At 72.3% G+C, this 24,056-nt stretch carries 21 protein-coding genes; 9 read left to right on the top strand and 12 right to left on the bottom strand.

The window, feature by feature from the left end:
* Positions 1-16: 16 nt before the first annotated feature.
* Positions 17-727, top strand: coding sequence for a CTP synthase C-terminal region-related (seleno)protein (locus tag Adu01nite_RS28700; RefSeq protein ID WP_203731183.1), 711 nt, complete (start codon positions 17-19; stop codon positions 725-727).
* Positions 728-877: 150 nt separating this feature from the next.
* Entirely contained in the window at positions 878-2,305 is a 1,428-nt protein-coding gene (locus tag Adu01nite_RS28695; RefSeq protein WP_203731181.1) for a PepSY-associated TM helix domain-containing protein, read from the top strand.
* A 57-nt stretch (positions 2,306-2,362) separates the two neighbouring features.
* On the opposite strand, the gene Adu01nite_RS28690 is transcribed toward Adu01nite_RS28695, so the two are convergent.
* Genes Adu01nite_RS28690 through Adu01nite_RS28680 form a run of 3 tightly spaced genes read right to left on the bottom strand, consistent with a single transcriptional unit; the run spans position 2,363 to position 4,658 of the window.
* Entirely contained in the window at positions 2,363-2,956 is a 594-nt protein-coding gene (locus Adu01nite_RS28690; RefSeq protein WP_203731179.1) for a copper resistance CopC family protein, read from the bottom strand.
* Positions 2,953-4,131 (bottom strand): Dyp-type peroxidase, encoded by a 1,179-nt coding sequence (locus Adu01nite_RS28685; protein ID WP_203731178.1) that lies wholly within the window; start codon positions 4,129-4,131, stop codon positions 2,953-2,955. Before Adu01nite_RS28685 ends, Adu01nite_RS28690 begins: the two co-directional genes overlap by 4 nt.
* The gene (locus Adu01nite_RS28680; RefSeq protein ID WP_203731176.1) at positions 4,128-4,658 is read right to left on the bottom strand and encodes a copper chaperone PCu(A)C; all 531 of its coding nucleotides are present in this window, start codon (positions 4,656-4,658) and stop codon (positions 4,128-4,130) included. The genes Adu01nite_RS28685 and Adu01nite_RS28680 overlap by 4 nt, the downstream gene beginning before the upstream one ends.
* A 142-nt stretch (positions 4,659-4,800) precedes the next feature.
* Between Adu01nite_RS28680 and Adu01nite_RS28675 the strand changes: the two genes are divergently transcribed.
* On the top strand, positions 4,801-5,367 hold the full coding sequence (locus Adu01nite_RS28675; RefSeq protein WP_203731174.1) for a sigma-70 family RNA polymerase sigma factor: 567 nt from the start codon (positions 4,801-4,803) through the stop codon (positions 5,365-5,367).
* Here the strand turns inward: Adu01nite_RS28675 and Adu01nite_RS28670 are convergent.
* The gene (locus Adu01nite_RS28670) at positions 5,324-6,505 is read right to left on the bottom strand and encodes an MFS transporter (RefSeq protein WP_203731172.1); all 1,182 of its coding nucleotides are present in this window, start codon (positions 6,503-6,505) and stop codon (positions 5,324-5,326) included. The two genes, Adu01nite_RS28675 and Adu01nite_RS28670, sit on opposite strands and share 44 nt — an antisense overlap.
* Before the next feature lie 69 nt (positions 6,506-6,574).
* On the opposite strand from Adu01nite_RS28670, the gene Adu01nite_RS28665 reads away from it, so the two are divergent.
* From Adu01nite_RS28665 to Adu01nite_RS28655, 3 genes are all read left to right on the top strand, one after another.
* Positions 6,575-6,805 (top strand): TetR/AcrR family transcriptional regulator C-terminal domain-containing protein, encoded by a 231-nt coding sequence (locus Adu01nite_RS28665; RefSeq protein ID WP_203731170.1) that lies wholly within the window; start codon positions 6,575-6,577, stop codon positions 6,803-6,805.
* A gap of 19 nt (positions 6,806-6,824) precedes the next feature.
* A complete protein-coding gene (locus Adu01nite_RS28660; RefSeq protein ID WP_203731168.1) occupies positions 6,825-7,310 on the top strand; it encodes a hypothetical protein in 486 nt (161 codons plus the stop codon).
* Positions 7,311-7,371: 61 nt separating this feature from the next.
* Positions 7,372-8,532 carry an MFS transporter gene (locus tag Adu01nite_RS28655; RefSeq protein ID WP_203731167.1) on the top strand — a complete coding sequence of 387 codons (1,161 nt, stop codon included), beginning with the start codon at positions 7,372-7,374 and terminating at the stop codon, positions 8,530-8,532.
* Here Adu01nite_RS28655 and Adu01nite_RS28650 read toward each other — a convergent pair.
* On the bottom strand, positions 8,499-9,314 hold the full coding sequence (locus tag Adu01nite_RS28650) for an SGNH/GDSL hydrolase family protein (protein WP_203731165.1): 816 nt from the start codon (positions 9,312-9,314) through the stop codon (positions 8,499-8,501). The two genes, Adu01nite_RS28655 and Adu01nite_RS28650, sit on opposite strands and share 34 nt — an antisense overlap.
* A gap of 78 nt (positions 9,315-9,392) precedes the next feature.
* Positions 9,393-10,778: an FAD-dependent monooxygenase gene (locus Adu01nite_RS28645; RefSeq protein ID WP_203731163.1), complete on the bottom strand. Its 1,386-nt coding sequence runs from the start codon at positions 10,776-10,778 to the stop codon at positions 9,393-9,395.
* A gap of 35 nt (positions 10,779-10,813) precedes the next feature.
* Here Adu01nite_RS28645 and Adu01nite_RS28640 point away from each other — a divergent pair, with 35 nt between their 5' ends.
* The gene (locus Adu01nite_RS28640; RefSeq protein WP_203731161.1) at positions 10,814-11,401 is read left to right on the top strand and encodes a TetR/AcrR family transcriptional regulator; all 588 of its coding nucleotides are present in this window, start codon (positions 10,814-10,816) and stop codon (positions 11,399-11,401) included.
* Positions 11,402-11,437: 36 nt separating this feature from the next.
* Here the strand turns inward: Adu01nite_RS28640 and Adu01nite_RS28635 are convergent, their stop codons facing one another.
* The 3 genes from Adu01nite_RS28635 to Adu01nite_RS28625 are packed head-to-tail and all read right to left on the bottom strand — an operon-like array spanning position 11,438 to position 14,860.
* Positions 11,438-12,187, bottom strand: coding sequence for a succinate dehydrogenase/fumarate reductase iron-sulfur subunit (locus Adu01nite_RS28635; protein ID WP_203731159.1), 750 nt, complete (start codon positions 12,185-12,187; stop codon positions 11,438-11,440).
* On the bottom strand, positions 12,187-14,127 hold the full coding sequence (locus tag Adu01nite_RS28630) for a fumarate reductase/succinate dehydrogenase flavoprotein subunit (RefSeq protein WP_203731158.1): 1,941 nt from the start codon (positions 14,125-14,127) through the stop codon (positions 12,187-12,189). The genes Adu01nite_RS28635 and Adu01nite_RS28630 overlap by 1 nt, the downstream gene beginning before the upstream one ends.
* Before the next feature lies 1 nt (position 14,128).
* Positions 14,129-14,860, bottom strand: coding sequence for a succinate dehydrogenase cytochrome b subunit (locus tag Adu01nite_RS28625; protein ID WP_275414704.1), 732 nt, complete (start codon positions 14,858-14,860; stop codon positions 14,129-14,131).
* 72 nt (positions 14,861-14,932) lie between these two features.
* Between Adu01nite_RS28625 and Adu01nite_RS28620 the strand changes: the two genes are divergently transcribed.
* Positions 14,933-15,856 (top strand): LysR family transcriptional regulator, encoded by a 924-nt coding sequence (locus Adu01nite_RS28620; RefSeq protein ID WP_203731263.1) that lies wholly within the window; start codon positions 14,933-14,935, stop codon positions 15,854-15,856.
* Here the strand turns inward: Adu01nite_RS28620 and Adu01nite_RS28615 are convergent.
* Positions 15,853-20,991 (bottom strand): HEAT repeat domain-containing protein, encoded by a 5,139-nt coding sequence (locus tag Adu01nite_RS28615; RefSeq protein WP_203731154.1) that lies wholly within the window; start codon positions 20,989-20,991, stop codon positions 15,853-15,855. The two genes, Adu01nite_RS28620 and Adu01nite_RS28615, sit on opposite strands and share 4 nt — an antisense overlap.
* Complete coding sequence (locus Adu01nite_RS28610) at positions 20,988-21,371, bottom strand: toll/interleukin-1 receptor domain-containing protein (protein ID WP_203731152.1); 384 nt, start codon at positions 21,369-21,371, stop codon at positions 20,988-20,990. Before Adu01nite_RS28610 ends, Adu01nite_RS28615 begins: the two co-directional genes overlap by 4 nt.
* A gap of 446 nt (positions 21,372-21,817) precedes the next feature.
* Between Adu01nite_RS28610 and Adu01nite_RS28605 the strand changes: the two genes are divergently transcribed.
* Entirely contained in the window at positions 21,818-23,455 is a 1,638-nt protein-coding gene (locus Adu01nite_RS28605) for a substrate-binding domain-containing protein (protein WP_239132763.1), read from the top strand.
* Here the strand turns inward: Adu01nite_RS28605 and Adu01nite_RS28600 are convergent.
* On the bottom strand, positions 23,448-24,047 hold the full coding sequence (locus Adu01nite_RS28600) for a sugar O-acetyltransferase (RefSeq protein ID WP_203731148.1): 600 nt from the start codon (positions 24,045-24,047) through the stop codon (positions 23,448-23,450). The genes Adu01nite_RS28605 and Adu01nite_RS28600 overlap by 8 nt on opposite strands.
* Positions 24,048-24,056 lie beyond the last annotated feature (9 nt).

Raw genomic sequence — 24,056 nt, 5'->3', positions numbered from 1 at the left:
CCGCAGCATTGGGGGCATGATTTCGATTGCCCTGGTCGGAGACCGATCACCCGCCGTGCGCGCCCACTCGCGCATCCCCGCGATCCTCGACGCCCTCCGCGAGGAGGAGCAGATCGACCTGGACGCCTACTGGATCCCGTCGCCGGAGGCGGAGGACCCGGCCGCGCTGCGCGGCTTCGCCGGGATCTGGCTGGCGCCGGGCAGTCCCTACCGCAGCGAGGCCGGGGCGGTGGCCGCCGCGCACACCGCCCGGACCGCCGGGATTCCGTTCCTCGGCACCTGCGGCGGGTTCCAGCACGCGATGCTGGAGTTCGCCCGCAACGTCTGCGGCATGCCGGAGGCCCGGCACGCCGAGAACGACGAGGGGCCCGGCAGCGACGCGCTGATCGCCGAGCTGACCTGCTCGCTGGTCGGCCACGAAGGGGCGATCAATCTGGTCGCCGGGTCGCGGGCCGAGACGCTGCTCGGCGCCGGTCGCACCGTGGAGCGCTACCACTGCAGCTACGGGATCGCGGCCGGTTACATCGATCTGCTGGCCGCGCACGGCATGCGTTTCAGTGGGCACGACGACGCCGGTGAGGTGCGGGTGGCCGAGCTGCCCGAGCACCCGTTCTTCCTGGCCACGCTCTTCCAGCCGGAGTTGCACACGGACGGCGTACACCCGGTGATCCGGGGTTTCGCCCAGGCGGCCGCTCGCCGGATCCCGGCCGGAGCGCCGTCGGAGTAGCCCTGCGAGAATCCTGGAGCTTCGTGGTTCCGGCGGTCGTACACAGCGTCGATGACAATTGGCATGTGATCCGATGACGACTGTCATCGCGGGAACCTTTCGCCGGATGGGGCCGACCAATGCGCACATCCCCAGTCGAGCGAGGTGCCCATGTCCACGGAAGCTCCGCCGTCCTCCGCCCCACCGTTACCGAGAACTCGTCCCGCGCGGGCCGCCGGTTTCGGGCCGCTGCTGTTGCGGCTGCACTTCTACGCCGGCATTTTTGTGGCGCCGTTTCTGCTGCTCGCGGCGTTGAGCGGGCTCGCATACACGTTCACACCCCAATTCGACCGCATGGTGTACGCCGAGGAACTCGTCGTCGCTGATCCGGGTGGTCCGGTCAAGCCGCTGGCCGAGCAGATCGCCGCGGCCCGTGTCGCCCACCCGGAGGGCGCCGTCACCGCCATCCGGCCCGGTGACGGCGACCGGACCACTCAGGTCGACTTCAGCTCGCCCGCGCTCGACGTCGAGCATCAGCACACGGTGTACGTGAATCAGTACACCGGCGCGGTCACCGGGCAGCTCACCACATGGTGGACCAGCACGCCGCTGCAGACCTGGCTCGACGACCTGCACACCAGCCTGCATCTCGGGACGGTCGGCCGGTACTACTCGGAGTTCGCCGCCAGCTGGCTCGCGGTCATCGCGCTCGGCGGGCTGCTTCTGTGGTGGCGGCGGCAGCGCGGGCGGAAGATGCTCACGCCCGATCTGGGGGCGAAGAAGGGGGTACGCCGTACCCGTAGCTTCCATGCCGCGACCGGGGTGTGGCTGACCGTCGGGTTGTTGTTCCTGTCGCTGACCGGGCTGACCTGGTCGGAGTATGCCGGCGGGAACTTCGGGGCGGCGGTCGATGCGCTCGACGGCAGCCGGCCGGCCGTGTCCACGGCGCTGACCGGTGGCGCGCCCGCCGCTTCCGGTGGGCACCATGACGCCGCCGCCGGTGGGGCTACCGGCTCGGTCGATCCGGCCGCCGTCGACGCGGTGCTGAAGGTGGCTCGGGCGAACGGGGTCGACGGCACGGTCAGCATCACCGTTCCGGGCGACACCGCCACCGCCTGGTCGGTGACCGAGACGCGGGCGCTCTGGCCGATCGAGCGGGACAGCGTCGCCATCGACGCCGCCACCGGGCAGGTCACCGACCGGGCCGACTTCGCCGACTGGCCGTTCATGGCCAAGCTGACCCAGTGGGGCATCTACGCCCACATGGGACAGCTGTTCGGTCTCGTCAACCAGCTGCTGCTCGCGGCCCTCGCGCTCGGCCTGATCTGCGTGATCGTCTGGGGGTACCGGATGTGGTGGCAGCGGCGGCCGACCCGGGCCGGCCGCCGGGCGATGGCCGGGGCGCCGCCCGCGCGCGGCGCCTGGCAGCAGTTGCCGCCGTGGGGGATCGCGGTGGGCGTTCCGCTGGTGTTCGGGTTCGCCTGGGTGGTGCCGCTGTTCGGGGTCCCGCTGGCCGCGTTCCTGCTGGTCGACTACGTGATCGGGGTAGCGCGGGGGCGCCGGGACATCCCGGTGTCACCGGCGCCCGCCGGAAGCTGATCCGAGCCGGACGGCCCGGGGCTGACCGCCCCGGGCCGTGCCGTCAGCGTTGGGCCGTCAGCGTTGGGCCGTGGCCTTTCGCCGCGCGGACACGAACAGATAGATCGCGCCGCCGGCGAGAAGCACCCCGGCGGCGGCCAGCCCGAGCTGCACCCCGGCCGGGATGCCACCGGAGCCGGGCCCGTCCGCGGCGGCCGGTGCTGCGGCGGCTGGTGCCACGGCGGACGGTGCCACGGCGGACGGTGCCGCCGCGGACGCCGCCGCCGCGGGAGCGGTCGCGGCCGTCAGGGCCGGGTCGGCGACCGTGAACGGGTACGAGCCCTGCACCGTGTGCCCGTCCGACGACACGACCCGGTAGGCGACCGTGTAGACGCCGTTGCCGAGCGGCTGATCGAACGTGACCGTGCCGACCGCCTGCTCGACCGCCGGCTTGGAGGCCGGCACCCGCTGCTTGGCCGCGTCGCTCACCACGATCGTGGTGAAGTCGGGGTTGAGGCGCTGGCTGAACGTCAACGCGACCGAGGCCGGTGCCTTGGCGAGGGTGGCGTCCCGGGCCGGGACCGACGAGAGCAGCGACGTGTGCGCCCACGCGGGGGCACCCGGCAGCAGCACGACGAGCAGAGCGGCGGCGGCCAGCAGCGTACGCCTCATGCCAGCACCTGCTCGCCGATCCAGCCGCCGTCGGCGCAGCCGGGCGGGATGGCGAAAACCGCGGAGCCGATCGGAGTGATCCATTCGTTGAGCAGGTCCTTGTCGGCGAGGCGTTGCTGGATGGGCACGTACTGCCGGGCGATGTCCCGCTGGTAGGCCGCGAAGATCAGCCCGGCGTCGGGCCGGCCGGCCGCGTCCGGCACGCCGTCGTAGTTGTACGGCCGGCGCAGGATCTTCAGCGCCGGGTCGGTCACGTGCGCCCGGGTGACGTGGGCGAAGTCCGGCATGGCCGGCAGCCCGGAGTCGTCGAGCGCGGTGAAGTCCGGCTCGTCGCGCTCCTGGTGGCCGCTGAGCGGCGCCCCCGACTCGAGCCGGCGGCCGACCGCGTTCTCCTTGTCGGAGACGGCGAGCATGTCCCACTTCTCGATCTCGGCGCGGACCCGCCGTACCACCAGGGTGGTGGAGCCGTCCGGATGCCAGACGGCCGGGTCGATCTCGGCCGCACCGCGGGGGTTGGCGGTGCCGTCCAGCTGGCCGAGCACGTTGCGTTGCGTATACGACGGAGCCTGCACGCCCGGGCTGCGCCGGAAACCCTGCTGAACCCAGCGGATCGCGGCGAACGGCCGGGCGTCCTTGATCAGCATCCGCTGGGTGTGCGCCACCGTCAGCGGGTCGTCGGCGCAGATCTGCAGCAGCAGGTCCCCGCCGGACCAGCGTCGTTCGAGCCGGTCGATGCGGAAGGCCGGCAGGTCGGCGACCGGGGAGGGGAGCCCGGCGGCCCGGTAGAGGCCCGGCCCGAAGCCGAACGTGACGGTCAGCCGGGCCGGCAGCACGGCGAGGGTGGCGTCGGTGTCGCCGAGCGCCGGCCGCCCCTGGGTGAGCCGCCGGCCGTCGTCGGACAGCAGGCGCAGCATCCGGGCCAGGGCCCGCCGGTCGACGCCGGCGGCCAGGGTGAACGCGACGAACGCGGCGTGCGCGGGCGGATCCTCGGACACCCCGGCCTGCCGCGGGCCGTGGAACGCGACGGTGGCGGTGCCGGTGTCCGGAGTGGTGTCCAGCGCGGCCGGCACCGGGGTGTCCCGATCGCCCGCGGCGACCGTGACCGCGCCGGCACCGGCCGCCGCGCCGAGACCGGCGACGGCGGCCCCGGCGAGCAGGCGGCGGCGGGAGGTCACGGAGCGCTGCTCCCCATCGGCATGTCGGGCGCGTAGCTCTCGGCCGCACCCGCGAACGGCTTGGCGATCGCACTGAACGGCACGGTGCTGCCGTCGGCGAGTTTCAGGGTGAAGGTCACCTCGTCGCCGGCCTCGATCGCCGCGCTCGGCTTCATCATCATCAGGTGGTCGCCGCCCGGCCCGAGCTCGTGGGTGCCGTGCGCCTTGATCACGAAGCCGCCCTCCTTGGGCTGCATGACCATCTTGCCGTCCTTCATGGTCATCTCGTGCAGCTCCATCGGCGAGACCGGCGACTCGGCCGCGGTGACCGTGATGTCGGCGCCGGTGTCGTTGGTCAGAACACCGAACGCGGCGGTCATCTCGCCGGCCGCGGCCGCTTTCACCCAGGGGTCCTTGATCGTGAGGGTCGTGGCGGCGGTCGCCGAGGCCGCCGGGCTCGCTGTGTCATCGCTGTTGCCGCAACCGGCTGTACCGAACGCGACCAGAAGCGCGGCCGTCACCGTCGCCGAAAATCGGTAATTTTTCATGACATCCGATTCGTTGGTGGGATCTGCGGTTCTTTGGTCCCACCGGACGTGGAAAAAGTTCCCGTCCTCCCATAAGTCGCCGCGGGCGCCGGCTCAGTTCCCGCCGGTGAACCTTTCGGCCCGGCGCCGCGTATCACCGCCCGTGACTCCGCCGACCGATCCTCTTGCCGCCCTGGCGTTTGCGGCCGGCCGTGGCGATCGGGACGCACTCACCGACCTGATCCGGCTCACCCAGCGCGACGTCCTGCGCTTCCTGGCGCCGCTGACGTCCCCGGCCGAGGTCGAGGACCTGGCCCAGGAGACCTACCTGCGGGCGGTGGGGGCGCTGCCCCGGTTCGCCGGCCGCTCCACGGTGCGGACCTGGCTGTTCTCGATCGCCCGCCGGGTCGCCGCCGACCACGTCCGGCACGCCACCCGCCGGCCCCGGACGGCCGCGCTGCCCGACTGGGAGTCGAACGCCGAGGCGGTCACCGCCACCCGCGGCGCGTCCCGTTTCGAGGAGCACCACGCGCTGACCGAGCTGATCCGCGCCCTGGCCCCGGACCGCCGGGAGGCGTTCCTGCTCACCCAGGTGGCCGGCCTCTCCTACGCCGAGGTGGCCGAGATCTGCGACTGCCCGGTCGGCACGATCCGCTCCCGGATCGCCCGGGCCCGCGAGGACCTGGTCACCGCGATGCAGAGCCAGGAATCGTCACGGTTGTCCGGCTGAGGCCGGCCAGGGCGAGCGCGACACAAAAAGCCAGGACACCCCATGAGGTGGCGAAGCCGCCGGTCACGTCACGCAAGAGACCGAGCAGCGGCGGTACGCCGACGATGGCGACCTGATTGACGGCCATCGCCAGGCCGATCGCGAAACCGGTCCGCCCGGCCGGCGCCGCCTCGGTCACCAGCGCCACCCATGGCCCGTACCAGCCGATGCCGAAGAATCCGAGCCAGACGAACACCACGGTGGCCGCCACCGGCGAGCCGCCCAGCGGGGTCAGCAGCAGCACCAGGGCGACCGCGACCGCGAGCAGGCTGCCGGTGACCACGCTCTGCCGGGACACCCGTGCCCGATCGCTGAATGCGGCCAGCGCGATCCGCCCGGCGACGCCCGCGCCCTGCGCCGCGACCAGGATCGCCGCCGCCCGGCCGGGCGACAGCCCGGCCACCTCGTGCAGGTGCAGCACGGTCAGCAGGCCGAGGCCGGTCTGCACCGAGATCAGGCTGACCCCGCACAGCAGGGCACGGCGCAGCGCCGGATCGCCCAGCAGCACGAGACGCCCACCGGCGGCGCGGGCCGGCGCCACCACCAACCCCGGCGGCCGGCGGTAGACGAGGACGAACGCGGCCGCCCCGGCCAGCGCGACCGCGCCACCGGTCAGCAGGGTGGCCCGCCATCCGTGGACCGCCCCGATCGCCGGCAGCGTGGCCGACGCGATCGCCGCCCCCAGCGGCAGGCCCGCCTGCCTGATGCCCATCGCGGTGCCCCGCCGGGACGCGTCGAACCAGGACGCCACCGACTTGCTGCCGCCGGGCTGCACGGTGCTGTAGCCGGCCCCGACGACCAGCAGGACGACGAGCAGGCCGGCGTAGCCCGGCGCCAGCGTCCCGGCGATCAGGGCCACCCCGATCAGCCCGGCGCCGCCGCCCACCACCCAGCGCTCGTCGAGGCGGTCCAGCATCTCCCCGGCGACCAGCAGCCCGACCAGGGGTACGAATTGGACGGCCGACATCAGCAGGCCGAGCTGCGCCACGCCGATCCCCAGGTCGTGCTGAAGCTGAACGCCGAGCGCCCCGAGCCCCTGGGCGAAGAACGCGGCCGCGGCCTGGGTGAAGGTGGCAACCGCAAGGATGATCCAGCGCATGGAGAACAGCTTGCGGTAATGAGTGAGTAGTTCTCAACCCCTTACAAGACGGAGGCCGAGGCGGGATCGGTGACGGCGACGAGCGGCGAGGCGCACGTGATGGCCATCCTGCTCGGCGATCCGGCGCGGGCGTTCGGCGACTACGAGGAGCTGCTGACCAGGTTCGTCCGGCCGGAGCGGTTCCCGGCGCTCGCTGCCGCCGTCGCCGACGGCGGCTTCGGCCCCGACCCGGCCGACGACTCCTTCGAGCAGGGCCTGGCCGTCGTTCTCGACGGCCTTGAGTTGTCAATGAACCGTTGACAACTGCTAGGGTGGCACCATGGCCGAGCTGGGTGATCTGCGCGAGATTCACGAGCGCCGGGCCCGGCTCGACGCCGAGGAGCTCGCGCTGATCGACGCGGCCCGGCGGGGCGGCGCCACCTGGGCGGAGATCGCCGCGGCGCTCGGCCTGACCAGCCGGCAGGCCGCCGAGCAGCGACGATTGCGCTTGGCGGCGGCGTTGCGCCCGGTGCGGCGCGAGCTCGATCTTGCGTACGGCGAAAAGCTCACCGCCGTCCGCGAAGCGGCCGTGGAGCTGCACCGCCGGATCGGAGCCGACCGCCGATGGGACGGCCGATTCGTCCGCGCCGCCCTCGTGCGCCAGACCCTCGGGGCCGCCCCCGAAGCGCCCGGTGGAGGGCTGTATTCGCTGGTGAAGGACGTCCTGGACGACCTCGCCGCGGCCCGGCCGGCGCTGCCGCAGCCGACCGAAACGGCGATCGACCGGCTGCGGACCGCCTTGGGGGAGGCCACCGCGCAGGGTTGACAGATTGCCACTCAACTCCCGAGGATGAGCCGCACCGGCTCAAGCCTGAGGGAGGTCGCGCGTGCGGCGCAACGTGGTCCTGTTCATCGTGATCTCGCTGGTGTCCGGGTTCGGCAGCACCGCGATGACCCTCGCCGCCGGCATCTGGGTCTTCGACCTCACCGGCTCGCCGGCGGTCGCCGCGCTGACCGGCCTGTGCATCTACGCGCCGACCCTGGGCGCACCCTGGCTGGGCACGCTGGCCGACCGCCTGCCCCGCCGCCCGCTGGTGATCGGGACCGACGTGCTGCTGGCCGCGATCATGCTGACCCTGCTGGCCGTCTCGTCGGTCCGTGAGGTGTGGCTGATCTACGTGGTGCTGCTGGCCCGCGGCCTCAGCTACGTGCTGAACGACGCGGCCGAGACGGCGATCCTGCCGTCCGCGCTGCCGCCGGGCCGGCTCGGCGACGTCAACGGCTGGCGGGCCAGCGCCCAGGAGGGCATGAAGCTGATCGCACCGCTTGCCGGAGCCGGCCTGTACGCGTGGTCGGGCCCGGTGCCGGTGGTGCTGCTGGCCGCGGTGGCGCCGCTGATCGCCGCCGGTTGCTACGCCCTGCTCCGGCTGCCCCCGGCGCTGCCGATGGAGAAACCGGAGCGGGGGGAGATCCGCGAGGGCCTGCGCGCGCTGTTCGGCAACCCGGCCGTGCGCAGGCCGGTCCTGGTCGCGGCGGTCGCCATCGGACTGTCCGGCCTCACCAGCGCCGGCGTCATCGCGCAACTGGTGCACGGGCTGCACCTGCCCGCCACCCGCCTCGGTTTCCTCTCCACCGCGCAGGGCGCCGGCTCACTCGTGAGCGGCCTGCTCGTCGGCCGCCTGCTGACCCGCTTCGGCCCGGCCGCGATCGCCGCCCTCGGCACGGCCACCTTCGCGATCGCCTGCGTGACGTGGTCCCTGCCGTGGTGGCCGTCGATGATCGTCGGCAGCGTGCTGGCCGGGATCGGCCTGGTCGGGGCGCTGATCGCCGGGATCACCGCGGTGCAGACCGAAACCCCGGACCACCTGCTCGGCCGGGTCGGCGCCACCGCGAACACGGTCATGTTCGGCTCGGTGGCGATCGCGATCCCGCTCGGCTCGGTGATGGTCCGGTTCGGAGCGGTTGCCCCGCTGCTGACCGCCGCGGCGGTGGCGGCGGCGGGTGCGCTGGTCGCTCAGGGCGCCAGGGCGGTCATCGCGGCCAGGTAGCCGTCGCGCTGGCCGGCGTTGTTGGGGTGGAAGGAGTTGACCGCCGGGAACGTCACCGAGTTCAGCCACGGCTTGGCCGCGCAGAGCCCGTGACCGGCGAACGCCGGGCTGACCGCCACGAACCGGAACCCGGCCGCCGTCGCCTGCTGCTCGATCACCCGGTTCAGGGCGTCGATCGTGTCGTTGATGGCCTCGCGCTCGGCCGGCTTGAGCAAACGGCAACCGATCTTGGCCGTACGGAAGAAACGCGGATAGCCGAACACCAGCACGTCGGCCTTCGGCGCCCGGTCGCGGATCGCCGCATAGAGCAGCCGGAGCCGCTCGGGCAGCACGGTCCGGGCCTGGTCGGCGCCCTTTCGGGCACCGGTCAGGCAGGACGAGTCGCGGGGGTCGACGACACAGACGGTCATGGTGCGCGAAAAGCCGATGTCGTTGCCGCCGGCGGTGAGGCTGACCAGCGCGGTGTTCCCGGTCAGCGGCTCCAGCTGACTCCGCCGCACCGCTTCGGTCCCGGCGCCGGAGCAGGCGTTGAGCACCGAGTCGAAGCCCGGATGGGCGTTCGCCCACCGGGCCGGGAAGGCATTGGTGTTGCGCAGGCAGCTTCCCCCACTCTCGCTGCCACCACTTCCCAGCCCGGCCGAGTACGAGTCACCCAGCGCCACATATCGCGGGGCCGGGGCGGTCACCTCGTCGGCGGCGAGCCGCAGGGCATGACTGCTCTCGGTGGACATCGCCACGACGAAGGACAGCGTGAGCGCCAGGACGGCACGGGACCGGAACATGTGACTCCTCGTCGGCGGCGGAAGGGCGGTGCAGATGGGCTCCAAGATCTCCAACGACCGACGCTGAACTGGGGAAACTCAGTCTCCGATCCGATTTAGGTAGGCGGTGATGTCGGCCGGGTCGGTGGTCGCGCAACCGATGTAGTCGTCCGGGCGGATCAGCATGAGCGTGGGTTCGCGGACGTCGTACGCCGCCAGGGCGGCCGGGTCGGCGATCCGGTGGGCCGGCGCGAACGGCAGGTCGCCGGTCCAGTCGAAGGCGAGCAGCGTGGGGTGCGGGCCGCGCAGCAGGTCGAAGATCCGGCGCCCGCCGGCCAGCGGCGCGTCCGGTGCCCGGTCGCCCGCCCGGACCGGGCCGGGGGCCGCGCGGTGCTCGGCGGCCAGCGGCCCACCGCGGTAGCTGAGGGACAGCTGGCGCAGCACCGGGTCGTCACGACGCATCGCATCCGGGTCGCCGTCCACGTGGCGCTGGTGCAGCCGGGTGCTGATGCCCAGGACATCGGCGGCGACCGGGAGGCGCTCCGCCTCGTACGTCGCCAGCAATTGATCGTTGCCCTTCGCGAGTTTCCAGCCGAGGTTCCAGGCGTCCTGGATGCCGGTGTTGAGGCCCTGGCCGCCGGCCGGGGAATGGACGTGCGCGGCGTCGCCGGCGAGGAAGACGTTGCCGATGCGGTAGCGGCTGACCATCCGGATGTTGGCCCGGAAGTGCGACGTCCAGCCGACGTGGGTGACCTCGAGCGCGGGGTCGACCGAGGCGACCAGCTCCGCCACCGACTGCTCGGTCGGCGGGGCGGTGAGCTGGAAGTCGTCGGTGCCGGGCAGTGGGCACAGGCCCAGCCGGAACGATCCCGCGCCGGCGCCGGGCCAGATGTGCCAGTTGTCGCGGTCGAGGCCGTTGATCCGGACGTCGGCGATGAACAGGCGCTCGGTCTCGTGCGTCTCGCCCTCGAACGGCACCCCGAGCAGGTGCCGGACGGTGCTCCGCCCGCCGTCGGCCCCGACCAGATAACGGCAGGTCAGCGTCTCGCCGGTGTCGAGGGTGACGTGTACGCCGCCGGCGTCCTCGGTGAAGGAGGCCAGGCCGGTGCCGTATTCGACCGGCACCCCCTCGGCGAGCAGCTCCGCGGTGCGCCACTGCGGAACCATCAGCAGATTCGGGTACGGCACGGAGGGCGTGGGGTCGTGCAGCTCGTCCATCCGCTGCCGCATCTCCTGGCCGCCGGGCAGGTGGATGAGCAGCTCGGGATAGTCGCCGCCGTGCGCGCGGAACGCGTCGATCAGCCCGAGGTCGTCGAGGATCTCCTGGGTGCGGGGCTGCAGGCCCTTGCCGCGGGAGCCGGTGAACGGCTCCTTCTCCCTGTCGATGATCCGGAACGGGGCGCCGCGGCGCTGGAGCTCGCGGGCCAGGGTGAGGCCGGTGGGTCCGGCGCCGACGATGAGAGTGAATCCCGATTCAGTGAACATAGATTCACCGTAAGGCAGGTTGATATCCTGCGTCAATGGCGGAGACGGGTGTGCGCAAGCAGCGGGCGGCGCAGACCGAGGCGGAGCTGAAGGCCGCGGCGATCCGGGTGTTCGAGCGCGCCGGCTACCTCAACGCCAAGATCACGGACATCACGGCGGAGGCCGGGCGGGCGACCGGGTCGTTCTACCAGCACTTCACGAGCAAGGAGAAGCTGCTCGAGGCGCTGCTGGCCGACCTGCTCGCCGAGGGGGACGCGTCAGCGGCGGCCGACGGGCACGGTGACGACTTCACCGACCGGGCCGCGGTGCGCTACCACGTGGCCGCGTTCTGGGGTTTCTACCGGCGGCATCGGGTGGTGATGGACGCGCTGCGGCAGGCCGCGATCGTCGACGCGGAGTTCGACCGGGTGGTGCAGGCGATGATGGAGCCCGACCGCGGGCACATCGCCGCGCACCTGGCGAAACTCGACCTGCCGGGGGAGCCGCTCGTCATCGCGTCGATCTTCGGGGCGCTGGTGTCGAGCTTCGCGGCGGAGTGGATGTCGAAGCTGCCGGATGACGAGGCCATCGAGACGCTGACCTCGTTCATCTACGGCGGTATCGGTGGCAACAAGGCTCGGTGAGCCGGGCCGGGCACGCCGTTGTGCCCGGACCGGAGATCAGCTGTTGCTGTTGCGCAGTGCCTTGCGATAGTCGGCGTTGAGGCGGCCGATGAGCGTCAGCGGAATGCCCTTCGGGCAGACCGTGGTGCACTCGCCGGCGTTGGTGCAGCCGCCGAAGCCGGCGTCGTCCTGGGCCTGGAGCATGTCGAGCACCCGGGTGTCCCGCTCCGGCTGGCCCTGCGGCACGAGACCCAGGTGCGCGACCTTGGCCGCGGTGAACAGCATCGCCGAGCCGTTCGGGCAGGCCGCGACGCAGGCGCCGCAGCCGATGCAGGTGGCCGCCTCGAACGCCAGGTCGGCGTCCTTCTTGGGCACCGGCACCGAGTGCGCCTCGGGGGCGGCCCCGGTCGGCGCGGTGATGTAGCCACCGGCCTGGATGATCCGGTCGAACGCGGTGCGGTCGACGACCAGGTCCTTGATGACCGGGAAGGCGGCGGCGCGCCACGGCTCGACGTCGATCACGTCGCCGTCGGCGAAGTGCCGCATGTGCAGCTGGCAGGTGGTGGTGGCCCGCTCCGGGCCGTGCGCCACACCGTCGATGACCATGCTGCACATGCCGCAGATGCCCTCGCGGCAGTCGTGGTCGAACGCGACCGGGTCGTCCCCGTCGAGGATCAGCTTCTCGTTCAGGACGTCGAGCATCTCCAGGAAGGATGCGTCGGGGGAGATGTCCTTGACGTCGTAGGTCACCATCCGGCCCTTGTCGGCAGAGTCGGTCTGGCGCCACACGCGAACCTGGATGTCCATTACTTGTAGCTCCGGGTGCTCGGGTGGACGTACTCGAATTCGAGCTGTTCCTTGTGCAGGGTGGGTTTGCGGTCGGCGCCGAAGTACTCCCAGGCCGCGGCGTAGGCGAACTCGTCGTCGTGGCGCAGCGCCTCGCCGTCCTCGGACTGCGACTCGGCGCGGAAGTGGCCGCCGCAGGACTCCCGGCGGTGCAGCGCGTCGATGCACATCAGCTCGCCCAGCTCGAAGAAGTCGGCGACCCGGCCGGCCTTCTCCAGGTTCTGGTTGAGTTGCTCACCGGTGCCGGGCACCTTGACCCGCTGCCAGAACTCGTCCTTCAGCGACCGGATGAGCCCGATCGCCTTGGTCAGGCCCTCCTCGGTGCGCTCCATGCCGCAGTACTCCCACATGATGTGGCCGAGCTCGCGGTGGAACGAGTCCACGGTCCGGTCGCCGTCGATCTCCAGGAACCGGTTGATCCGGTCCTCGACCGCGGTGCGGGCCTCGACCACCGCCTCGTGATCTTGCGGAACGGCAGCGAAGGGCCCCGCGGCGAGGTAGTTGCCCAGCGTCGTCGGCAGCACGAAGTAGCCGTCGCCCAGGCCCTGCATCAGCGCGGACGCGCCGAGCCGGTTCGCGCCGTGGTCGGAGAAGTTGGCCTCGCCCACCACGAACAGGCCGGGGATCGTCGACTGCAGGTCGTAGTCGACCCACAGGCCACCCATCGTGTAGTGCACGGCCGGGTAGATCCGCATCGGCGTCTCGTACGGGTTCTCGCCGGTGATCCGCGCGTACATCTCGAAGAGGTTGCCGTATTTCTCCTCGACGGCCTTCTGGCCGAGCCGGCCGATCGCGTCGGCGAAGTCCAGGTAGACGCCGAGCCCGCCCGGTCCGACGCCGCGGCCCTCGTCGCAGACGTTCTTGGCGGCCCGGGACGCGATGTCGCGCGGCACCAGGTTGCCGAAGGCCGGGTAGATCCGCTCGAGGTAGTAGTCGCGATCGACCTCGGGGATCTCGCCGGGGGCGCGCTTGTCGCCGCGGGCCTTGGGCACCCACACCCGGCCGTCGTTGCGCAGCGACTCGCTCATCAGCGTGAGCTTGCTCTGGTGCGTACCCGATTCCGGAATGCAGGTGGGGTGGATCTGGGTGTAGCAGGGGTTCGCGAACAGCGCGCCCTTGCGGTGCGCGCGCCAGGAGGCGGTGACGTTGCAGCCCTTGGCGTTGGTGGAGAGGAAGAAGACGTTGCCGTAGCCGCCGGAGGCGAGCACGACCGCGTCGGCCATCTCGGTGGTGATCTCGCCGGTGACCATGTCCCGCACCACGATGCCGCGGGCCTTGCCCTCGACGATGATCAGCTCGAGCATCTCGTGCCGGGCGTTCATCTCGACGTTGCCGAGGCCGATCTGCCGCTCCAGTGCCTGGTAGGCGCCGAGCAGCAGCTGCTGACCGGTTTGCCCCCGGGCGTAGAAGGTGCGCGACACCTGGGTGCCGCCGAACGAGCGGTTGTCGAGCAGGCCGCCGTACTCGCGGGCGAACGGCACACCCTGCGCCACGCACTGGTCGATGATGTTGACCGACACGCTGGCCAGGCGGTACACGTTCGACTCGCGGGCGCGGAAGTCGCCGCCCTTGACCGTGTCGTAGAAGAGGCGGTAGACCGAGTCGCCGTCGTTGCGGTAGTTCTTGGCCGCGTTGATGCCGCCCTGCGCCGCGATCGAGTGCGCCCGGCGCGGGCTGTCCTGATAGCAGTACGACTTGACGTGGTAACCGGCCTCGGCCAGGGTCGCCGCGGCCGAGCCGCCGGCCAGGCCGGTGCCGACCACGATCACCGTGAGCTTGCGGCGGTTGGCCGGGTTGACCAGCTTGGCGGAAAACTTTCGTCGCTCCCACCGGGTCTCGATCGGACCGTCGGGGGCGGCGGTGTCGGCGATCGGGTCGCCGTCGTTCCAGAACTCAGTCACGTCAGTCCACCAATCCGGTCATGACCGCCAACGGCACGGCGAGGTAGCCGGCTACCAGGACGAGCGACAGCACCAGGGCGGAGGCCCGGGCGATCCGCTCGCCGCGGGCGGTCTGCTGGCCCAGGGTGCGGGCGGCGCTGAAGATGCCGTGCCGCAGGTGGAAGCCGACCGCCACGATCGCGAGCGTGTAGAACAGCGTCACGTACCAGCGGTCGAGCGCGAAGTCGGCGACCACGTTGGCGTACGGGTGCTGCTTGTCCCCGACCGGGTTGAGCGTGCCGGTGGTCAGGTCGAGGACGTGGAAGATCACGAAGAGCAGGACGATCACGCCGCCCCAGCGCATCGTGCGGGCCGCGTAGCTGCCCTGCACCTTGGGCCGGTGGACGTACTTGACCGGGCGGGCCGCGCGGGCCCGGCGGGCCAGGATGGCCGCCGACGCGATGTGCGCGATCACCGCGACCGTGAGGCCACCCCGCTGGATCCACAGGAACCAGGTCCTGGGCAGCAGCGGCGTGGCGACGGACCGCAGCCAGTGCGCGTAGTGATCGAAGGCCTCCGCACCGAAGAAGATCTTCAGGTTGCCGATCATGTGCAGGTACAGGAACAGGATCAGCGTGATGCCGGTAACGGCCATGATGATCTTCAGCAGGACGGACGAGGTCCGTTTTCTGCTCGGCGCGAGTGCGGCCTTGGATGCAACCGCCGCCTGGGGAACTTTCGTGTCTACCGCCACAGCAATGACGGTATGAAGTCCCTGGCCCATTCGTCTAATGCATGATCGGGTAGGTAACGATAGAGATAGGCTATCGAGGTGCAGCTCCAGCAGCTTCGTTACTTCTTGGCAGTCGTAGAAACCCGACATTTCACCCAAGCGGCCGACAATCTGGGCGTCTCACAGCCAACGTTAAGTAAGCAGATTCACACGCTGGAACAGAGCCTCGGCGCGCCGCTTTTCGAACGGATCCGCGGCGCCGCCACCCTGACCGTCGCCGGCGAGACGCTGCTGCCGATGGCCCAGCGGATGGTCGCCGACGCCGACTCGGCCCGGGAGGCGGTGCAGGACATCGTCGGCCTGCGTCGCGGCGACGTCCGGCTCGGCGCGACCCCGAGCCTCTGCTCGTCGCTGGTCCCCGAGGTGCTGCGCACCTTCCGCGCCGAACACCCCGACATCCAGCTGTACGTGAACGAGGGCAGCTCCCAGGACCTCATCGAGAACCTGCTCGCGCACACCCTCGACCTGGCCCTGATCGTGCATCCCGACGAGGGCGTCGACCCGGCCCTGACCACCACGCCGGTGCTGCGGGAGAGCCTGGTGGTGGCGTCCGCCTTCGACCGCCCGCCGCCCACCACGCACGGCCAGATCGCCCTCTCCGAGCTGGAACACACCCCGCTGGTCATGTTCCGGGCCGGCTACGACATCCGCGGCGTCACCCTGGAAGCCTGCCGCCAGGCCGGTTTCACCCCGAAGTTCGCGGTCGAGGGCGGCGAGATGGACGCGGTGCTCGCCTTCGTCGAGGCCGGCCTGGGCGTGGCCCTGGTGCCGAGCATGGTGCTGGCCAACCGCCCGATGCTGCGCTCGACCCCGCTGGCTCCGCCCGGCATGCGCCGGACGATCGCTCTGGCGCATCGCAAACGGTCCGTGCTCCCCCATGCCGCAGAGGCTTTGCGTACGACGTTGCTCGCACACGTGGCCACCGAGGAACTGCCCTCCGGCGTACGCCCGCTCTAGTTATCGACCCGCAGCGGGATCTGCCCCGAGAGCCGGATGTACGCCTGCCGGATCTCGTCCGGTGTCCGCCACAGGATCCGGGCCATCCGCTCGACCCGCCGGCGGTCGATCACCCGGGCCGGGTCGACCCCGGACTGGCCGCCGGACCGGTGCTCGGTGAGCAGGTCCCGGTCGAACTGGTCGGGCAGGGCGCTGGCGAAGGCGGTCGCCCACAGCTGCCGGGCCCGCCACGACGGCGAGGTCAGGCCGATCCGGACCAGCCGCCCGGCCGGGCGGTCGCCGGCCGCGGCCAGCACGCCGATCAGCGACCGGCGGCTGCCGGCGTTGCCGTCGGTGATCTGTTTCCGCAGCGTGCGCAGCGGCCCGGGGTCGCCGAGCCGGGCCAGCCCGAGCGCCGCGATCTCCCGGACGTCGTAGTGCGGGTCGGTGGTGGCCCGCTCCAGGGCGGCCCGGGCCGTGGGTGAACCCAGCCGGTAGAGCGCGCCGGCCGCGTGGCTGCGCACCCACGGCGCCGGATCGCCGTGCAGCATCGCGGTCAGCGGCCCGATCGCGTCGAGGTCGCCGAGGCCGGCCAGCGACCGGGCCGCTTCGGCACGCACCGTGCCCTCCGGGTCGTCCAGCGCGTCGCGCAGCAGCGGCGCCCAGGACAGATCGCGGGTGTGCCGGATCTCGGTGATCGCGGTGAAGCGGACGGCCGGGTAGGGGTCGCCGAGCGCCATGCCCAGCATCCGCACCGCTTCCGCACCCTCCAGCCTCGACAGTGCCTCGACCGTGATGGCCCGCTGGTCGCCGTCGACCTCCAGGAGGAGGGCGCGCAGGCGCGGGGTGGCCACCCGGTCGCCGATCAGGCCGAGCGTCCAGACCGCCGCCGTCTGCACGTCCTTGTTCGGGTCGTCGAGCAGGGGCAGCAGTTCGGCGACGGCGGCCTCGTCGTCGAGCGCGCCGATCACGCTGCGCCGCACCTCCGGGTGCGGGTCGGTGAGCATCGGGAGCAGGACCGCGAAGCGGTCCGGCGTTTCGAGGACCGCCATCGCCTCGGCGGCGACCGCCCGGACCTGCGGGTGTGGATCGGCCAGGAGGGTCCGCAGCACCGGCCGCGCGGCCGGGGTCCCGCCGTGGTCGAGGGCGATGGCGATCTCCTTGCGGACCCCGGGCGCCGGATCGCCGGCGTGCGCGATCAGCGCCTCGGCGACCCGGTCGGAGTCGAGGTCGCCGAGGGCCTCGGCGGCGGCCTCGCGGACCATCGGCTGAGGGTCGGTGAGCAGGCCGGCCAGCGGCACCGCGGCCGCGTCGTCGAGCAGCAGCCCGAGGCCGGTCGCGGACCGGGCCCGGACGGTCGCGTCCGGGGCGCGCAGGGCCGCGGTCAGCAGCGGCCCGGCGCCGGCGCCACCGAACGCGCCGAGCGATTCGAGGGCCCGGGACCGGACGTCCGGGTCGCGGTCGCCGGCCAGCCGCAGCAGCGCCGGCCGGATCGCCGGCCCGCGGGCCTGGCCGAGCGCGGCCGCCGCCTCGGCGCGCATCACGGCGATCGGGTCCCCGGCGGCGGCGGTCAGCAGCTCGCGCGCCCGGTCGCCGGTCCAGCCCCGCAGCGCCGCCACCGCGGCCCGGCGGACCTGAGGGTCGGGGTCGTCGCCGGCGGCCGCCCCGGCGATCGCGGCGAAGCCGAGGTCCAAGCACATGTCGCCGAGCGACGCGATCGCCTGGGCGCGGACCTTGCCGCTCCGGTCGCCGGCCAGGGTGACCAGGGCGGCCGCGGCCCGGGTCGTCTCGAAGATGCTCAGCACCCGGGCGGTCTGCGCGCGGACCTCGTCGGCCGGGTCGGCGACCAGGCCGAGCAGCGGATCGAGGGCCAGGTCGTCGCCGAGCGCCCACAGCGCGTCGGCCGCCTTCTCCCGCAGGTCGGGGTCGGCGGCGGTGGCGGCGGCCTCGATGGTGGCCCGGTCGGCCGGGTCGGCGCCGGCGAGATCACCCAGGACCCGGACCGCCCACGGCGCGGGCTGCTCGCCGCCGAGGTGCCGGAGCACCACCTCGCGGGCCCGGCGGTCGCCGAGCGTGCCCAGCGCGTAGAGCGGCCAGAACGTGCTGCCGGCCATGGTCTCGACCGCGGCCATCAGCGCCGGGACCGGCCGGCCGTCGCCCAGGTCGGCCAGCGCGTCGATCAGGTACCAGCCCAGCTCGCCGTCCGGCTGCCGGATCAGCACGTCCATCAGCGGGGCGACCGCGGCCGAGTCGCCGATCTTGCCGAGGGCCTGGGCGGCCCGGTTGCGGACCCGCTGTTCCCGGTCCTTCATGGCGGCGATCAGCAGGCCGGTCGCGGTGCTCTCGCCGAGGTCGCCGAGCGCCTCGGCGGCGGCCGCTCGCACCTCGGCGTCCCGGTCGGTCAGCCGGGACATCAGGGCCGGCCCGGCCGACGAGGTGCGCAGCAGGCCCAGCGCCGCGGCGGCGGTCCGCCGGGCGTTCAGGTCGTTGCCGGCGACCGCCGCGGTCAGGGCCGGCAGCGCGGACTCCTGCCCGGACTGGCCGAGCAGCAGCAGCGCCTTGGCCCGGTTGCCCGGGTCGGGGTCGCCGGCCGCCGCGGTCAGCACCGGCACCACCGCCGGCCACCGGCGCGGACCGACCACCATGATCAGCGACAGCCGGGTGGTGGTGTGCGTGCCGGCCCGGCCGGCCACGGCGATCAGCCGGTCGAGGTCGGCGTCCGTCCACCAGCACTCGTCGGCCGGCGGCTGGACCCGCAGGATCGCCCAGGCCGCCGCGCCGGCGGCCAGCGGATCGGGCCGTTCCAGCAGGTCGAGCAGCTCCCGCAGCGGCGCGCTGTCCGGGCCGATGTCGGTCAGCTCGGCGGCCTGGAAGGCCAGCGCCGCGGTCACCGCCCGGTCACCCGGGGCGGCCAGGTCGGCGAGGAACGACTCGGCGGTGGGTTCCTCGTCCCGGCCGGCCCGCCGCTCCACCAGGACCTCGCCGATCAGGGCGCCCAGCGTCGGCACCGCCCCCGGGCCGCGCGAGCGCAGTTCGCCGACCATGTGCTCGACCAGGTCGGCCGCCCACGCGGTGCGGGCGAGCGCGAACATCACCGCGACCGTGGCGTCGTCGCCGGGCAGGGCCGCGGCCAGCGCGCCCAGGATCGCGGCCACCACGTCCGGGCCGGCGTCCGGCTCGTCGAGCAGGCAGCGGGCGGCCAGCAGCGGGTGCGCGCCGAGCACCGCGCGCAGCACCCGGTCGACGTCGTCGCTGTGGCACAGGGTCACGCAGAGCCGGATCGCCTCCTGCCAGGTGTCCGCGGCGTCGGTGCCGGCGTCCACCCGGGCGGTCAGCCGGCCGATGTGGACGGCCAGGTCCTCGGCCTGGTCGCGGCCCGGGAAATAGCCCTGCACCAGGGCCTGGGCGGTCAGATACTCCTGGAACGTCAGGTGCCGGAACTCGATCAGCGGGATCAGATCGCCGGCCCGGCGGACGTGGCCGGTCTCGACCAGGATGCCGGTGCGCTGCTCCAGCAGCCGCACGAAGTCGGCCGGATCGTGCTGGCCGATCGCCCGCAGCTGCCGGTACTCGATGCGCATCCGCTCCAGCAGGTCGAGCACCTCGTCCTCGGTCAGCTGCTGCACGCCGCCGTCGGACATCGCGTAGGCCAGGTATTGAAGTTGCGGCTCGGCCTCCCGCGGGCTGATCGGCGCGTCCACCTCGGCCCGCCAGCTGAGCAGCACCTTCACCGCCGCGGCGTACAGGTCGGCGCGGTGGTCGGGCAGCCGGCCGATGCTGCGCTTGACCAGGGCGAGGGTGGTGAGCAGCATCGGGTTGCCGGTGAGCCGCTCGATCCGGTCGGTGCGGTGGATGTCGGTGATCAGCTCGTCGGCCGCGCCCTGCCGCCGGTCGGGCGGCTCGGTGACCGCGCACCAGCGGCGCAGGAAGTCGTCCTTGGCCGGGCCGTCCAGCTCGGCGATGGTGAGGTGCTCGAAGCCGCGGCCGATCCGCCGGCCCATCTCGCGGTAGCCGACGATCCGGCTGGTGACCACGATCGGCACCAGCGGACGGGTGAGGTGGATGCGTTCCAGCAGCTGGCAGAAGCGGGCCCGGGCGCCCGGGTCGCCGATCTCGTCGAGGCCGTCGATCAGCAGCAGCACCGTGCCCGCCTCGAGCCGCTCGGCGAGGCCGGCCCGCATCGCCTCGATCTCGTCGGCGGTGAGCTCGGCCCGGCGCAGGACGTGCCGCAGGACGTCGTCGAACGCGCCGTCCACCTGGGCCGCGCCCAGATCGCGGCAGCGCACCAGCACCGGCAGCAGATCCTCGTCGGGCAGGGTGGCCACACCCGGCAGCAACCCCCAGGACGGGTCGCGGCGTAGCCGCAGCAGGTAGGCGGTGGCCATCCAGCGCAGCAGCGTGGTCTTGCCGGACCCGGGGTCGCCGAGCACGACCAGCCGCCGGCTCTCCCGCAGCCGCGCCCCCGGCGGTTCCGGATCCCCGGACTCGCCGGCCGGGAGCGCCCGGCCGCCGGTGACCCGGCGCTGCTCGATCGCCTCCAGGAACCGCTCCGGGTCGGGACCGGCCTCGCTCTCGACCCGCACGTTCAGCGGCAGGAACAGGCTGCGCAGGGTCAGCTCCTGGGTGACCAGCCGGCGGTCGGCCGGCAGGTTGGCCAGGTCGATGATGTCGCAGCTGCGCAGCAGCAGGTCGCGGAAACGCTGCTCGGCGGCCTCCCGCCGGCCGGCCGGCAGGGCGGCCGGGCCGGGCCCCGGCTCCAGGCTCGGCGGATAGTGCCGCAGCAGGGCGGCGACCACCGCGCCGAGCGCCCCGGCCGGATCGCGCCAGTATTCGGTGACCTCCCCGTCCAGGGTCAGCGGCGACAGGTAGACGTCCTGCTCGACGGCCACACCGTAGATCCGGACCTGGGGGTGGAGACCACGGGCCGCCATGACCGTGCGCCACGCCCAGCCGGTGCCCATCGCGCGGATCGTGCCGCACAGCACCACCGGGGCGCCGGCCGCGAGGGCATGGCTGACCACCTCGACGACACTCTCGCCGACCAGCACCGTGCCGCCGTGCACCACGTCGTAGCCGGCCGCGGCGATCGGGGCCGCCAGGAGCTGCGCGAACTCCTCGTCGCCGGTGGCGTGCGCGATGAGGACCGGGCGGCTCACCGGATGGCCGCCAGCAACTCGCGGACGCCCGCGTCCCAGTCGTGCTCCAGATCGGCGTATCGCAGGTCGCGGATGATGGCCGGCCCGGTGCCGCCGGAGAGCCGTACCGGCAGGATCTTGACCGGCTCGCCCTCGAGCTGGCGGGCCAGCGTGGGCTGCCACTCGCGGCGCTGCCAGGTGCTCTCACCCGACGCGGACCAGCAGAGCACCAGATAGGACAGGCCGGTCAGGCCCTGGTTGATCCGCTCCACGATGGAGTCGCCGATGGTGATCTCCCAGCGGTCGAGCCAGACCTCGTGCCCGGCGGCGCGCAGGGCCTCGGCGAGTTTCATGGCCGTGGTGACGTCGGGGGTGCGATAGCTCACGAACACGTTGGCCACGACTCGGCACCATACCGACCCGGTGCGACAAAATCATTCGGCCCTGACGATCTGTTGCGGCCGCGGCGAGCGGCGCTACCGCGTGCATTCGCGGTATTCCGATCTTGGGCGCCCGGGCCACCATTTTCCTGATCTCCGCCGCCATTCCGTGTCCTTTGGCGACGGTGCGTAATTGGCGATGACAATTACTCTTCGTGTCGATCAAGGCGGTGGCCGATTTCGGTCGCACGGGAAGCCAAATTACGCGGCAAACCCGCTCCGAGCAGGGTTTCCGGGTGTGGCCAACGGCCGGAATGCAAGTTTCACTGTTGCCGGACGAGAGTTCATGGCTACTATTCGGCCTCGTTCACATTCGACCTTGCGTAATCACCGGGCAGAAAACTGGGAGGCGGTGTGTCATGTCGGATGCCATGTGGCGTGAGCAATCGCCGGAGCATGATCCGGAGTTGGATCAGCCGCCCAGTTTCGCGGCCCGGATGCTTCTCGCCGCGATGATCGTGGTGACGCTGGTGCTGGTGGCCGGCGGCACCACCTGGTGGATCTACTCGCAGAAACCGGCCGACACCGCCAACCGGGCGGCCTCCACCGGGCCGTGCTCCGGCACCCTGCTGCACGTCGTCGCCGCCCCGGAGATCGCGCCGGTGGTGCGGGAGGCGGCGCAGGGGCTCAACTCCGGTGCCGACTGCGGGCCGATCACCGTCACCGCCCAGGAGCCGGCCGTCACCGCGCTCGCCCCCGAGCAACCCGACGTGTGGATCCCGTCGAGCAGCGTGTGGCTGCGGATCGCGCTGGTCAACACGTACCGCCAGGCGGGTGAGCCGATCGCCCGCAGCCCGATCGTGCTGGCCGCACCCACCGCCGTCGCCGCGAGATACGCCCAGGGCGACCGGACCACCTGGATGCAGTTGATGACCGGCCTCGCCGGGCATCAGATCCCGGCCGTCACCATGCCCGACCCGCTGCACTCCAGCGTCGGCATGCTCGCCGTCTACGCGATCCAGGCGGCCATGGTGCACAGCACCCCCGACGCGGGCATCGCCCAGCTGCGCGCGCTGACCCTGCGCAGCCGGCTCAAGGACGCCTCGGCCGACCCGGCCGAGCTGCTGCGCCGGGTCGCCGGGCAGACCGACGCGACCGCCGTCGCCAACGACGTCGGCGCCTTCCCGATCACCGAGCAGCAGCTCACCATGTACCAGCGCGGCAACAACCCGGTCACGCTCAAGGGTTCGTATCCGTCGGACGGGCTGATCGAGGCGGACTACCCGTTCGCGATCTCGGCCACCACGAAATACGCCGGTCTGGCCGAGCGGCTGCGAGCGGCGATCACCATGCCGGCGATCACCGACGCGGGTTTCCGGACGTACGCGATGCCGCACGCCATCGAGGTGCCGGAGCGCTCCGACCGGATGCTCGACCCGGCCCTGCAGTGGGCGCAGTACCGCGCGCTCGAATTCCAGGTGCTGCTGCTGATCGACTCGTCCGGCTCGATGAACAAGCCGGCCACCGACCGGACCGGCCGCGTCACCACCAAGGCCGGCCTGCTCCGGCAGTCCGGGCTGGCGGCGGCCCAGCTGTTCGGCGACGAGACCAGCATCGGCCTGTGGACCTTCAACACCCCGAAGCCGGAGAGCCCGCCGCACACCGACGTGGTGCCGTTCGGGCCGATCACCGGGAAGGTGGGCGACAAGTCCCGGCGGGACGCGCTGGCCGCGGCGATCACCGGTTACACCGCCCCCAACGAGGCCGGCACGCCGCTCTTCCAGACCATTCTGGACGCCCGGGCCGCGATGAGACCCCGGGTCAAGCCGCGGGCGATCACGCTGATCATCGTGCTCAGCGACGGCACGGACGCCGAGTCGAAGTACGCCATGCCGAAGAAGACGTTCCTGACCCGGCTGGCCAAGGAGAGCGACCCGCAGCGGCCGGTGCCGGTGATCGGGGTCGGCTTCGGGCCGGACGCCGACATGGCCACCCTGACCGACATCGCGAAGGCCACCGACGGCAAGGCGATCGCCGCCAAGAACCCGGCCGACCTGGCCTCGGCGATGGCCAAGGCGTTCCTGGCCGCGCACGCACCTAGCTAGGTGCCAGCCGATTCTTGAGGTCGTCCGCGCTGATCGGCCGGACCACCCGGCAGGGCACCCCGACCGCGACCGTCATCGGCGGGATGTCGCGCGACACGACACTGCCCGCGCCGATCACCGCGCCGTAGCCGATCCGGACCCCGGGGAGCACGACGACGTTGCTGCCGATCCAGACCTTGTCCTCGATCACGATCGGCTCGGAGAACCGCCGGAAGTCCTCCCGCAGGTCCGGGTGGATCGGGTGGCCGGTGGTGGTGAGGGTGACGCTCGGCGCGATCATGACACCGTTGCCGATCCGGATCTCGACGTCGTCGACGAAGGTCAGGTTGACGTTGCCGAAGAAATCGTCGCCGATGTGCACGTTGCTGCCGAAGCCGGCGTGGAACGGCGAGTTGAGCACCGTGCGGGCCCCGACCGAACCGAGGATCCGCTCCAGCAGGGCCCGGCGCCCTGCGGCGTCGCCGGGCCGGGTCCGGTTGTACTCGAAGATCAGGTCGGCGCGGCGCAGCGGAGCCTGGAAGGACGCCTCCGACTCGGTGTAGAGCAGGCCCTGCCCGATCCGTTCCAGCACCGCACGTTCGTCGTCCCCCATGTCGATCAC

The sequence above is a fragment of the Paractinoplanes durhamensis genome, assembly GCF_016862175.1.
GTDB classification, from domain to species: Bacteria; Actinomycetota; Actinomycetes; order Mycobacteriales; family Micromonosporaceae; genus Actinoplanes; species Actinoplanes durhamensis.
The sequence above is the reverse complement of the archived record's forward strand: the minus strand, read 5'-3'. Positions and strand labels throughout refer to the sequence as shown.